The sequence below is a fragment of the Acetobacterium fimetarium genome, from assembly GCF_014284475.1.
Classification (GTDB): Bacteria; Bacillota; Clostridia; order Eubacteriales; family Eubacteriaceae; genus Acetobacterium; species Acetobacterium fimetarium.
Genome location: NZ_WJBC01000001.1, coordinates 215001 through 227033, shown reverse-complemented (window position 1 = coordinate 227033; position 12033 = coordinate 215001). Strand labels below are relative to the sequence as shown.

8 protein-coding genes are annotated in these 12033 nt (G+C 50.1%); all 8 read left to right on the top strand.

What is annotated here, in order from left to right; all coding sequences use genetic code 11:
* Positions 1–50 precede the first annotated feature (50 nt).
* Positions 51–716 carry a zinc-ribbon domain-containing protein gene (locus tag GH808_RS00950; protein WP_186840929.1) on the top strand — a complete coding sequence of 222 codons (666 nt, stop codon included), beginning with the start codon at positions 51–53 and terminating at the stop codon, positions 714–716.
* Between the two features lie 440 nt (positions 717–1156).
* Complete coding sequence (locus GH808_RS00945) at positions 1157–1567, top strand: GlcG/HbpS family heme-binding protein (RefSeq protein ID WP_186840928.1); 411 nt, start codon at positions 1157–1159, stop codon at positions 1565–1567.
* A gap of 403 nt (positions 1568–1970) precedes the next feature.
* A complete protein-coding gene (locus GH808_RS00940) occupies positions 1971–3005 on the top strand; it encodes a molybdopterin-binding protein (RefSeq protein ID WP_186840927.1) in 1035 nt (344 codons plus the stop codon).
* 37 nt (positions 3006–3042) lie between these two features.
* Positions 3043–4077, top strand: a complete 1035-nt coding sequence (locus GH808_RS00935; RefSeq protein ID WP_186840926.1) for an XdhC family protein — start codon at positions 3043–3045, stop codon at positions 4075–4077.
* Positions 4078–4172: 95 nt separating this feature from the next.
* Entirely contained in the window at positions 4173–5132 is a 960-nt protein-coding gene (gene moaA, locus GH808_RS00930; protein ID WP_186840925.1) for a GTP 3',8-cyclase MoaA, read from the top strand.
* A gap of 92 nt (positions 5133–5224) precedes the next feature.
* Positions 5225–5656, top strand: a complete 432-nt coding sequence (locus GH808_RS00925; RefSeq protein WP_186840924.1) for an MOSC domain-containing protein — start codon at positions 5225–5227, stop codon at positions 5654–5656.
* Between the two features lie 398 nt (positions 5657–6054).
* Positions 6055–9159, top strand: a complete 3105-nt coding sequence (locus GH808_RS00920; RefSeq protein ID WP_186840923.1) for an EAL domain-containing protein — start codon at positions 6055–6057, stop codon at positions 9157–9159.
* 37 nt (positions 9160–9196) lie between these two features.
* Entirely contained in the window at positions 9197–11875 is a 2679-nt protein-coding gene (locus GH808_RS00915) for a bifunctional diguanylate cyclase/phosphodiesterase (RefSeq protein ID WP_186840922.1), read from the top strand.
* Positions 11876–12033: the final 158 nt, after the last annotated feature.

Sequence of the window (12033 nt, the reverse complement as noted above, 5' to 3'; positions counted from 1 at the left end):
ACTGCGGGATAAAGCGTTGAAATCGTGTGATACTCAAAAGGAGAAACAGTATGTTCTGTAAAAAATGCGGCGCACCAATAAAGGACGATGCCGAATTCTGCACAAAATGCGGGACACCGGCTGACAAAGGGGCAACGCCGTCCGATCATGCCAGCGGTCTGGTGGGCTGGTCAACACGCTGGGAAGATCCTGAGATCATCGCGGCCTCAAAAAAGAACAATATGACCGTGATCGGATTCACCTGGGCACTGGCGCTCATCTTGCCCATCGGCTTTCTTGTTGCAGGGCTATTTATTGACAGTCTGAAGCTGGCGGATGCGATGATCATCGGCTTTTCGCTGGCTGCGGTGTTGTTGTGCATCAATCTGATTCACCTGAAAATACGAAAGAATCAAACTTGGGAAGGCGTCGTCACCGAAAAATATGTCAGAGAAAAACCCGCCGATGATGAATCTGAAAATGAAGATATTGATACGGAATATGTACTTGTGGTTCAGAAAACAAACGGCAAAATCCATCATGTGATTTATCTCAACCGACGGGAAATGTACGATTATTTTGCAATCGGCGATCGAATCCGCTATCATCAGGGCCTTGGAACCTACGAAAAGTATGACAAATCCGGGGACCGTATTATCTACTGCAATGTCTGTTCGGCAGAGAACCCGATCACAAACGACCGCTGCGTGCGCTGCAACAGACCACTCCTCAAATAGATACGGGGCAGGATGTCCGTATAGGGAAAGGTTTCAACATGTTTTGGCGTGTACCGAAACAGCCCCCAAATAAACGACGTATAGAAAAAATTTTCCGTCTGTTTAAAAAGGGCTTCTTCGTGTTAAAATAACATTAACAGTTTCTTACTGATAGTCTCTAAATGTGATGCGTATATAATGAACAATCGCTCAATAAATAAGCAATGAAATTATTGGAAAAGTGAACAAAAAATGAACACTTTAAAAAAAAGAGTCGGAAAAGACCGAAATACGGTCTTTTTTTAATTGGCACGAAAATTGCTCAATAAGTAAATGTGCTGATTAAACGAACATAAATTTGCATGTTTATTTGGACTTGATTGTGGTATAACCAGATAAAAACCAAAAAAAGCAACCAGATAAATTGAGAAAAGAAAAAATTAAAAAAATGGAGGAACAAAATGACAACTACCGGTAAATTATTAGATATGGCCAAAAAAATGGCTGAAGCGGCTGCTGTAAAAGCAATCGAAATTGATGTACCAATGGTGATCGTTGTATGTGATGCAAATGGAAACATGGTATTATATAACCGCATGGAAGACTCTTTATTAGCCAGCATGGACATAGCAACGAATAAAGCCTATACCGCAGTTGCACTGAAAATGAGTACCGATACAGCAGCCGATCTCGCTAAGGAGTCAGGTCAACTCTTTGGGATTGCTTCCTGTGATAAGGGAAGAATGGTCGTATTTGGCGGCGGTTTCCCAATCATTGAAAATGGCAAAATCATCGCCGGCATCGGCGTCAGCGGCGGCAGTGTGGAAGAAGACATGAGCGTCGCTCAGGCCGGACTGGATGCGCTTAAATAAGCGCTAAGCTTAATCCCGCATAGCCAATATTTTGTTGATTAGAATTTTTTGAAAACATAACGGAACTTAACATAGACAAATTTAAATCAAGTCCAAATCAACATGTAAATTTAGAATCGTTTAATCAGTTCACAGCATCCTACCTAATGGGATCATTCTAACACGCGAGGCAAAAATGCCGGAAATACGCATTTTTGCCTCAAAAACATCAGCAACATAAAAAAACAGATTTATCAAACGGCGAAATGCCGGTTTCAGATAGGAACACGACCGTATCTAATGATTGCAGGAAAAACAGGAATGGCATATAATAGAATCATTTCCCGGGTCTGACAGAAATGGGAAAACGGTTCGGATTTTGAAAGCGATTTACCGGAAAATACGGAGAGACAGGAGAAAACAGATGAAACAGATTGACACAACCGATGCAGTGGGCAGCGTGCTTTGCCAGGACATCACACAGATTATCAAAGGCGTAAAAAAAGATGCCGTGTTCAGAAAAGGACACGTGGTACGCGAGGAGGATATCCCAGTGCTGCTGTCGGTGGGAAAGGAACACCTCTATGTCTGGGAAAAGGAAGAGGGCATGCTGCATGAAAACGATGCAGCTAAAATTCTCTACGATCTGTGCAAAGGGGAGAACATGGAACCCTCCGAAATAAAAGAGGGAAAAATCGAACTGCTTGCGACCTGCGATGGGGTGCTTAAAGTCGACAAGGAGAAAGTCAACCGGGTCAACGCCCTGGGCGAGATGATGATCGCCAGCCGCCACGGCAATTTTGCGGTCAAGGCCGGCGACAAACTGGCCGGCACCCGGGTGATCCCGCTTGTGATTGAGGAAAGCAAAATGAACAAGGCCGTGGAAGTTTGCGGAGCCGGGCCGATTTTTGAAATCAGAAAATACATGCACAAGAAAGTTGGCATCGTCACAACCGGCAGCGAAGTGTTTTATGGGAGAATCAAGGACACTTTTACACCGGTGATTGAAGAAAAACTGGCCGAATTCGATGTTGAAATCATCGGCCACATTCTGTCCAATGACGATCACGAGATGATTACCGAATCGATCATGAAGCTGCTCGAGCAGGGCGCTGACATGATTATCTGCACCGGTGGCATGAGTGTTGATCCCGACGACCGGACGCCGCTGGCGATCAAAAATACTGGTGCCAAAATGATCACCTATGGGGCACCAGTGCTGCCGGGAGCGATGTTCCTGCTGGCCTACTATAAAACCGATATCGGGGAGATTCCCATCATCGGCCTGCCGGGCTGTGTCATGTACGCACACCGGACCATTTTCGATTTGGTGCTGCCCAGAATCATGACCGACGAACGCCTGCATATTGGCGATTTCACCGCGCTGGGACAGGGCGGCCTGTGCCTTTCCTGTGACATCTGCACCTTCCCGAACTGCGGCTTCGGAAAAGGCGTCTGAAATTATGAAGTGAAAACAGAAAGCGTAGGATATAAAAATGAACCAGCTATATGAAATCATCAAAGCGAGCAACCCCAATCATCAGAATATCGTGGCAACCGTGGTGGCAGGAACAGGCGTGGGGGAACGGGCCTTTTTCAGCGACAACGAAATACGCTTTGAAACCGAAGAAAACGGATTTCTGGGCAACCACCAGCAAGCGATTCTGGATGATTCCCGCAGCGGGATGCTGACGATTGACGGCAGCCGGGTCTTTCGGGAAGCCGTCGGCACGGAAAAGAGACTCGTGATCTGCGGCGCTGGCCATATTTCGATCCCCATCATCAGAATCGGCCGGATGGCGGATTTTCACGTTACCGTCATCGAAGACCGCTATTCATTTGCCAAAAATGCTGAGCAGGCCGGCGCCAACCGGGTTATCTGTGAACCCTTTGAAGAAGGGCTGGCCAAAGTGATCGGTGATGCAAACACCTACTTTGTCATTGTGACGCGGGGCCACCGCTATGATCAGGTCTGTCTCGAAAACATCATCGCCAAACCCAATGCCTATATCGGGATGATCGGCAGTCGGTTGCGGGTGAAGAAGGTGATGGCGCTGCTGGAAGAAAAAGGCGTCGACCGGGAACGGCTGGAAAAAGTCTACACTCCTATTGGCCTGAAGATTAAAGCGGAAACACCGGTGGAAATCGCCGTTTCGATCATGGCAGAGATTATCTCCGTCAAAAATCAGAAGCAGGAAAGCTGCGGCTACTCCAAAGAATTGCTGGCCGCCATCGCAACAAACGACGACCCCGTCCAGAACCGGAAAGTGCTGGCAACGATCGTCAGCCGCAAAGGTTCGGCGCCGAGAGAGGCCGGATCAAAAATGCTGATCTTTCCCGACGGCCGAACCGTGGAAACCCTGGGCGGCGGCTGCGCGGAATCTGCCATCAAGCTTAAAGCCATCAACATGCTCAGGGAAGATGAGGCCGAACCGGAATTGCATGTGGTCGATATGACCGGCTGGGAAGCCGAGGAGGAAGGCATGGTCTGCGGCGGTGTCATTGAAGTATTCCTCGAGGTTATTGAATAGGTTAAAAGTCAACGGATTGACGATCAGGCGTTGCGGCGCCGGTGCAAACCGAAAATCGGAACAAATAAACGCTAAGAGTGAAAGCGGGTGAAACAATGCTGGATCGGTATGGAAGAAAGATTGAATATTTACGGATATCTGTCACCCAGAACTGCAATTTGAAATGTGTCTATTGCAATCCGGACGGCAGTCTCTGCCAGGAAAATCAGGAGCAAAATCTCAGCCCCGGAGAGATCGAGTCGATCACACGGGCGATGACGAAGGTCGGGATCAGGAAGGTCAGAATCACCGGCGGGGAGCCGCTGGTGCGGCGGGATATTTGCGAGATCATCAGCAGGATATCCAGCATCCCGAAAATTGAAGACATTTCGATGACCACCAATGGCATCAATCTTTTGGGAATGGCCGAAGATTTAAAGAAAGCAGGGCTGCAGCGGCTCAATATCAGTCTGGATTCGCTAAAAGAAGACAAATTCCGACAGATCACCGGCGGGGGTGATCTTAAAAAGACGCTGGACGGCATCGATCGTGCGCTGGAATTGGGAATGACCCCGGTAAAGCTCAACACGGTGCTGATTAAAGGCGTAAATGATGATGAAATCGACGATATCATCGAACTGGCCAGAAACCGGCCCATTGAAGTCCGGTTTATCGAGCTGATGCCGATGGGCTGTTTTGGCGAAAAGAATGCCGAAAAAATCATCAGCAATGATGTTATCATCGCGGCCAGACCGCAGCTCGAGTTTCTGAAAAGAAATGACAAAGCCGCACCGGCCGTTTATTACGGGATCGCCGGATTTGCCGGTAAAATCGGCTTCATCTCACCGATGACCCATCAGTTCTGTTCCGACTGCAACCGCGTCAGGCTGACCTCGGATGGGAGAATAAGACTCTGTCTGGGGAACAATGAAGAGGTGGATATCAGAAAAGCACTTGATCTCAAACAGCAGGATATGGGCGAAATCATGCGGCAGATTGTTTACAACAAACCGATGGGGCATCATTTCAAAGAGCCGTTTTCATCGTCGCGGCGGATGCAGATGATCGGCGGCTGATGAGTTGGCGCTTGACGGACAGATTGAAAAGCGGATATAATTGAGTCGATCAAGATAAAGTGGAAATTCGGATTCGACGAAAGGAAAAAATAATGGCGAAAGTTATTGCAGTAAATATCAGTGACAAGAAAGGCGTGATCAAACATCCGGTCGCAGTTGGGGAATGTCTGGTCGATTTTGGTATCAAGGGAGATGCTCATGGCGGCAACTGGCACCGACAGATCAGTCTGCTGGGGCAGGAGAGCATCGACAAAATGACGGCGATGGGCGTTGCGGGACTTGATCCCGGAAAATTTGCCGAAAACCTGACCACCGAGGGCATTGAACTGTTCACGCTGCCGGTGGGGACGCAGATGGAGATCAACGGCGTTCTGCTGGAAGTGACCCAGATCGGCAAGGAATGCCATAAAGGCTGTGCCATTAAACAGCAGGTCGGCGACTGCATCATGCCCCGGGAGGGTATCTTTGTCAAGGTGCTTAAGAACGGTGAAATCAGGCCGGGCGATGAAATCATTATAAAATAAACGAAACAGATAAGCACGACGCCAAAAAGGCAGTCTGCAAGGTTGCACCAATAAAAAAATTGGTGACCGCTTTGCGGTCTGCCTTTTCCTGCCGCCAGCAAGATACCGATTTTAACAAGATACTGATTTAAAATAGAAAAAAATGCAATTGATTTCTTAATGGCAGGATAGTATAATGAAACTATAATCGTCTAAAAGATACCCTTCAAAAGCGGCTTCACAACATGATAAATGGCTTGAAATATATAAGTTTAAACTGGATGACATAAAGAAGGAATTACCAGCCTCATTCATTGGCTTTGATTCGTTCTTTTTTCCTGATTTTCGACAATGCTGTTCAAGTTAGTCTGACAATTGCCGATTATTTAATCGGTAATTATTTTACAGAAGGAGGACAAATGACAATGCAAAACCTGATTTCGCTGGCATTCTATATCGCGTTTGTCATTTATGCCATGTTCGGCGCCTATGGCCTGACGCTGAACAAAGATGAGCGACTCAACCGTCTGTTTGCCCTGCTCTGTCTTTGCGGCGTCATCTGGAGCTTTACCTTTGCCGTGTCCAATTCGGCTGAAACAGTTGCTGAAGCGCTGCTCTGGCGAAGAATCTCGGTCCTGGGCTGGGGCGTGGTGTACGGTGTTGTCCTTCATTTCGTGATCGTTCTCACCGAGACCGACCGGAACTGGGCCGGGAAAAAGTCGTTGATCCTGCCGGCGCTCTACATCCCGGCCGTCGTCAATGTGATCATTTTTGGGCTCGTCAGTCAGACTGCCAGTGGGCAGATCAGGATGACGCATGCCGTGACCGGATGGATCGTGATGCCGGTCGGCAATTTCTGGGAACTGCTGTTCTACGGCTACTATCTGAGCTTTTCACTGACGGCTTTCTATCTGGTGGTCAGGTGGCTGCGCCGGACCGAAAATCCGATTGACAAAAAGAAGGGGCTGATTCTGATTATTTCAGCCAGTGCGGCTCTGCTGGTGGGAACGTTTACGGATATTCTGGTCTACCATTTCCTGAACCAGCAACTGCCTTCCCTGGGGCCGCTGCTCGCGCTGCTGCCGGCGTCAGCGTCCTACTTCATTATTCATCAGTTCGGTTCGATGCGCACCGAGGCCAGAAACAGCGCGTGCTCCGAAGGCGTCATTCTCAGTGAAGACAGCCGGACAAAGCTTTTTCGTTATGTCAGCATCATCCTTGCCGGCGGCGGGCTGGTCAATTTCTATCTGGGGGTACTTCTTTCAGGTGCCCGGGAAACCGGCATCCCGTTTAGTTTTGCGCTGGTGCTGATGAGCGTCCTGATGATGCTCATCCCCTATCTGGTCGAGTCGGTCAGGCAACAGCAGCGGCTGCTGGCGTTGCTGCTGCTGCTGATTCTGCCAGTGGTTATGCTCGTTTATTTTGACGGACCGTACAGCAACATCATCTGGCCGGTGCCGATATTTATCATTATGATAACGGTCATATTCAATGATCGGCGCATCTTTTTTTTGGTAGCGGCACTCAGTTTTCTGATGGGTTTCCTATTATGGCTGCGAATCCCCCGATTCAATGTGATGATCGGATCACAGACGTATGTGCTGCGGCTAATGTTCTACGTGATCGGCATCAGCCTGACCGCCATCATCACGAATATTTATTTTTCCAGACTGGTCGAAAACAGGAGACAGCGGGATTTTCAGCAGATGATTGCCGAAATATCAACGGATTTTGTGACCATGACCCGTTTCGATTTTGACGACAAGGTTGAGAATCTCCTCAACCGTTGCGGTGCATTCATTCAGGCTGACCGGGCGGCAGTGGGCATGTTTTCCGAGAACTTTCAGACCGTCTGCTTTACCCATCAATGGGGCGAAACGAAAGCGCCCGGTGATCAGGAAAATGAAAAAAAACGCCAGCCGGTGCCGCAGTGGAGCAGAAAACAGCTCTTTGATAACAAGATCGTCTATCTGCCCGCCATCGATCAGCTGCCGCCGGAAGCTGAAGATGAAAGACAAATCCTCGAAAGCCTGGGCCTCCAGTCCATGGTTTTGATTCCGATTCGCAGCAAAGACTGCGTGATCGGCTTCATCGAATTCGACCGGATCGGTAAAGACGCATTCTGGCGAACCGAAGATTTCGAAACCCTCAGGGTGCTGTCCAACATTCTGGCGGACGCTATCGCCAAGGTCGACAATGAAAAGGAAATGAACGACCTCGCCTACTACGATACCCTCACAAATCTACCCAACCGGGTGCTGTTCAATAACCGCCTGGAGCAGGCCATCGAACTGGCAAGACGAAGCGGAAACGGGCTGGGGGTCATTTTCCTGGACCTGGATGGCTTTAAGGAAGTCAATGACACGATGGGCCACGACTGGGGTGATTATCTGCTCAACAGCATCGGGAAGCGGCTGGCGGCCTGTATCCGTAAATACGATACGGTGGCGCGTTTCGGCGGCGATGAGTTTCTGATCATGGTTCCCGAGCTGGCCCGGAAAAGTGATCTGGAGGATGTTGCCAAAAAAATCATGGGGATATTCAAACAGCCGGTCATCATCGGCGAACAGGAATTTCATATGAACGCAAGCTGTGGGGTTGCCGTCTTCCCGGATGACGGGGACAGCGTGAAATCGCTGACGAAAAGCGCCGATATCGCGATGTACGAAGCCAAGAAAAACGGTAAAGGCCAGGTCGTTTTCTGTTCGGGAAAAATGAAAAAGGACGTGCAGGAGAAAATGATGCTCACCAGCAGCCTCTATCGGGCGCTGGAAAAGCATGAGCTGACGCTGCATTATCAGCCCCAGGTCAGTGCTGAAAGCCAGGCGATCGTCGGATTTGAAGCACTGCTGCGCTGGAATCACGGGGAACTGGGGCCCATTTCGCCGGCGGTATTCATTCCCATCGCGGAGGAGACCGGCCTGATCAACAGCATCGGCGAATGGGTACTGTTGACCGCCTGCGTTCAGAACAAGGCCTGGCAGGACAAGGGCTTCACGCCGGTGAAAATGGCGGTCAATCTGTCGCTGGAACAGTTTCGGAGCAACAACCTGGAAGCCATCGTCAGAGCAAGCCTGAAGCAGTCCGGGCTGGAACCGCGGTATCTGGAACTGGAAATCACCGAAAACATCGCCATGCGGGAGTCCGATGACGTGATCCCCTGCCTCCACCGGCTGAAGTCCCTGGGGGTGGAAATCAGCATTGACGATTTCGGGACCGAATTTTCGTCACTGGGCCGTCTCAAGGATCTGCCGGTGGATCGGCTTAAAATCGATATGGCCTTTATTCAGGGAATCAGCCAGAACAGCAAGGATGAATCGATCATCGCGGTGATGATCCATTTGGCGAAAAAACTGGGGCTCAAGGTCATCGCCGAAGGGGTGGAGACGGAAGTCCAGCTGGTCTTTCTGAGAGACGAAGCCTGTGACGAAATTCAGGGCTATTACTATTACCGGCCGCTGTCCAAAGATCAGATCGAATGCGATATTTACAACATTTCGACACCGGATTTGGCCAAAGACTGAAAGCCGCAGCAAATTCTGCCGGGAAGGAGGACCAAACATGCCGCAGGAAATCATCTCCATTATCTTTTATATCACGTTTATGCTCGATGCTTTTCTGGGCGTCGTCTACCTGATGCATAACCGAAAGGCTGTCCGCAATCAGCTCTTTTCTGGTGTCTGCATCGGCCTGGCGGTTCTGGCCTTGGCGTTTGCTGTCGCCTCGGCACGGGTTGATACGGCTGATCCGCTCATCTGGCAGCGGCTGGTTACGCTCGGGTTTATCACGACCGGCATGCTGATTCCGCTTCTGATCGCGGCTGCTTTCATCTGGCAACGGCAACTCTTTGCCGCCGCATATTCGGGGGAGACCTGGAGCGTGTCCGATATTCTGAGCGCGCGGACCCACACCTCCTTCATCCGCTACATCGCAGCGGTTTATGCCAGCGTCAGCATCATGAATCTGTGCAAATGCTTTTTTTATCCGTCCACGCTCTGGCTCGACATGATCCACAGCACGGCCTTTGTCATCATGGGCATCATCATGTTTGGTCTGACTCTGTCCGGTTTGTCGACGCTGGCAAAGGACCGGATTCTGACCGGGGTGATTGCCGTTTCGATTCCCTACACGCTGTTTCTGTTTGTCGACCTGCGCATGAGCAATATTCTGTGGACTGCGCCGCTGGTTTATCTGATGATCACGATCATTTTCAAGCGCATTAAAATGTTCTGGGTAATTTCGACAGTGACGATGGTATCGGGCATGGTGCTGTGGCTGACGGTCAACGACTACTCCGCCCATGTCGGCACCCTGGATTATTTTGTCAGACTGGTGCTATATGCCATCACCATTGTGCTGGCGGCCTTCATCAATAAAGCCTATATTGAACGGCTCAGACAGACCGACCAGCAGGTGGAATTCCAGAAGATGTTCTCAGACATCACCACCCATTTCGTCACCGTCAACGGAACAAATTACTATGAAAAGGTATGGGAGCTGCTCAAAACAAGCGGCAGCATGATCAACGCCGACCGAGCCTTCATCGGCCTGTTTTCCGACGATCTGAAGACCGTGAATTTCACCAACGAATGGTTGCGCGAAACCATCGGGCTGAACAAATCGCTGGTTGAAAAAAGACCGGAAGGTCCCTATCCCGCGCTGCCTTGGAGCACAAAGCTGGTCCGTGACAATCATATCATCTACGTGCCGTCAACCGACAAGATGCCGCCGGAAGCGGCCGCCGAACAGAAACTGATGAAAAGTCTGAACACCCGCTCGGTGATTCAGGTGCCGATTCTCGGCAGCGATCGCATCATCGGATTTCTCGGATTCGATCAGATCCGGATCCGAAGACCGTGGCGAATGGACGATCTCGAACTGCTGCGGGTGCTGGCCAACGTCATCTCGGATGCCATAAAAAAGGTGGAAACCGAAAAGGAAATCAGCAATCTGGCCTATTTCGATACTCTGACCGGCTTGCCAAACCGGATTCTGTTTAACAATCGGCTGGAGAAGGCAATGGCCCTGGCCAAACGAAACCAGAAGTTTCTGGGGGTGATCTTCATCGATCTCGACGGCTTCAAGGAGGTCAACGATACCCTCGGGCACAACTGGGGCGATCATCTGCTCCAGTGCATCGCGAAGCGTCTTTCGGGCTGTGTGCGGAAGTACGATACTGTGGCGCGCTTCGGCGGCGATGAGTTTCTGGTCATGGTGCCTCAGCTGTCCCGGCGGGAGGACCTCGAGGAAATTGCGAAAAAAATCCTTGCGGTCTTTCTGCCGCCGGTGATCATGGCGGATCAGGAAGTGTTTGTCAATGGGAGCTGTGGGATTGCGATTTACCCGGACGACGGGGAAACCGGCAGCATGCTGATCAGGAATGCGGATCTGGCCATGTATGAAGCCAAAAATAACGGTAAAGGCCAGCTTGTTTTCTGTTCGGAGGAAATGAAACAGAGCCTGGTCGAAAAAATGTACATGACCAATAGCCTGTACCGGGCGCTGGAGAAAAACGAGCTGTTTCTGCACTATCAGCCACAGGTCAGTGCGAATAGTCAGGAGATTGTCGGATTTGAGGCGCTGCTGCGCTGGAATCACCAGAAGCTGGGCACCATTGCGCCGTCGGAATTCATCCCGATTGCGGAGAAAACCGGCCTGATCAACAGCATCGGGGAATGGGTGCTGATGACTGCCTGCGCCCAGAACAAAGCCTGGCAGGATGCGGGACTTGAGCCAGTGCAGATGGCGGTCAATCTGTCGGTGGAGCAGTTTCGGAGCGATGATCTGGAGGCCATCGTCAGAAACTGTCTGGCGGAAACGGGACTTGAGCCGCGCTATCTGGAACTGGAAATCACTGAAAGCATCGCTATGAAGGAGTCCGGTGATATTGCCAATTGCCTGCACAAGCTCAAAGACATGGGCGTGAGCATCAGCATTGATGACTTCGGCACCGAGTTTTCGTCCCTGAGCCGGCTCAAGGATCTGCCGGTGGATCGAATTAAAATCGACATGCAGTTCATCCAGGGGATCGCCGTGAACCCCAAGGACGAATCCATCATCGAGGTCATGATCCATCTGGCCAAAAAGCTGGGGCTCAAGGTCATCGCCGAAGGGGTGGAGACCGAAATCCAGCTAGGCTTTTTGCAAGATGAGGACTGTGATGAAATTCAGGGGTATTACTATTATAAGCCTTTATCCAAAGACGAGATCGAAAAAAACGGCTTTGCATTGTTCAAATAGGGCATGCTGAACGACCGTGAGATTCGTTGCCGGTTTCGCGCGAACCAACAGCAAAGCAGCTTTAGTTTGCTTCGCCTGTTGACAATTCCTGATGGATTTGATAAACTGTCTTTCAGGTAGGTGTAACAGAATGATTTTAACCATTGAAAAAGCTCCTG

What these genes read in the sequence shown, in the direction of transcription:
- GH808_RS00935 (WP_186840926.1), top strand. Translation starts at nt 3,043, where the DNA reads ATGAACCAGCTATATGAAATCATCAAAGCGAGCAACCCCAATCATCAG.
- GH808_RS00920 (WP_186840923.1), top strand. Translation starts at nt 6,055, where the DNA reads ATGACAATGCAAAACCTGATTTCGCTGGCATTCTATATCGCGTTTGTC.
- moaA (WP_186840925.1), top strand. Translation starts at nt 4,173, where the DNA reads ATGCTGGATCGGTATGGAAGAAAGATTGAATATTTACGGATATCTGTC.
- GH808_RS00950 (WP_186840929.1), top strand. Translation starts at nt 51, where the DNA reads ATGTTCTGTAAAAAATGCGGCGCACCAATAAAGGACGATGCCGAATTC.
- GH808_RS00945 (WP_186840928.1), top strand. Translation starts at nt 1,157, where the DNA reads ATGACAACTACCGGTAAATTATTAGATATGGCCAAAAAAATGGCTGAA.
- GH808_RS00925 (WP_186840924.1), top strand. Translation starts at nt 5,225, where the DNA reads ATGGCGAAAGTTATTGCAGTAAATATCAGTGACAAGAAAGGCGTGATC.
- GH808_RS00915 (WP_186840922.1), top strand. Translation starts at nt 9,197, where the DNA reads ATGCCGCAGGAAATCATCTCCATTATCTTTTATATCACGTTTATGCTC.
- GH808_RS00940 (WP_186840927.1), top strand. Translation starts at nt 1,971, where the DNA reads ATGAAACAGATTGACACAACCGATGCAGTGGGCAGCGTGCTTTGCCAG.